Annotated in this window: 1 protein-coding gene; it reads left to right on the top strand. The window is 41.1% G+C overall.

Annotation, left to right across the window (positions count from 1 at the left end; genetic code table 11):
- On the top strand, window positions 1-670 hold a 670-nt coding region (locus M4I42_RS16955; protein ID WP_268853201.1), incomplete at its 5' end, for an HNH endonuclease.
- Between the last annotated feature and the right edge of the window lie 359 nt (window positions 671-1,029).

Here is a 1,029-nt window from a genome sequence, read left to right as displayed (position 1 = left end):
TAAAGGAAAATCGAAAGACCCTGTACTGAATGTCCATCATATTGAAAGCAGAAAGACGGGTGGCGATTCCCCGAGTAATCTCATGACACTGTGCAAAACTTGCCACGATAGGATTCATCGAGAGGGATTAGAACACGAAATACAGCGGAGATTCTCTTCGTTGAAAGACGCTTCCCACATGACAGTGATGCGTTGGTTCATCTGGAATGGACTAAAGAAAGTGTATCCGCATGTGAAGCACACGTATGGATATATCACCAAACACACTCGTATTATGCATGGATTGGCAAAAACGCACATGGTCGATGCTCGTTGTATCAGCGAAAACCCTCTTGCCACACCGAGCGACACGGTGTTTCTGCTGAAATTTGTTCGCAAGAATAACCGTCAACTACACAAAGCAACGATATCGAAAGGCGGAAAAAGGAAAGCCAATAAGGCGGAACGGTTGGTCAAAGGGTTTCAGCTATTTGACAAAGTTCTATACGATGGTCAAGAATGTTTTGTATTTGGCAGAAGAAGTAACGGGTATTTCGACATTCGGTTGTTAGATGGTACAAGAATCCATGCTTCGGCAAGTTATAAGAAACTAAAAAAAGTGGAACATGCGAGCACATTATTGATTGAAAGGAGGAAGGGTGATTCCTCCCCGACTTTCGCTCTTGCTTAGAAGTCGGGGTCTCCTCGCCCGATTATGATGAATTAAGTAAACAACGCTCTGTTGAAGCGATGGAAGGATTTGTTTGCGATGTGGACGGCTGTTGCTAAAACAGTTTAGTTTCAGATGTTGATAAGGATCATCTCGGTTAACAGCCCGCCATTTGACTTCATTTGAGTTAAAAAAGTTGCCCTTAAAGATTCTTGAAAGAGTTCTTTGAAGGCAGCGTTTTTTTATTATTTAGGCGTTGATACCATTCGGGAAGGTTTTTATGTTTTTTTATAAAATCTATAAAAAGCGGTTCATCATCAATTCGGATTCACAGGTTGTGAAATGTGAGTTAATATAGTAAAATGATGGTATTTATAACC

Source organism: Anoxybacillus sp. J5B_2022, from assembly GCF_026847645.1.
Taxonomy (GTDB): Bacteria; Bacillota; Bacilli; order Bacillales; family Anoxybacillaceae; genus Anoxybacteroides.
Note: the sequence above shows the minus strand (reverse complement) of the source record. Positions and strands in the feature narration are given on the sequence as shown.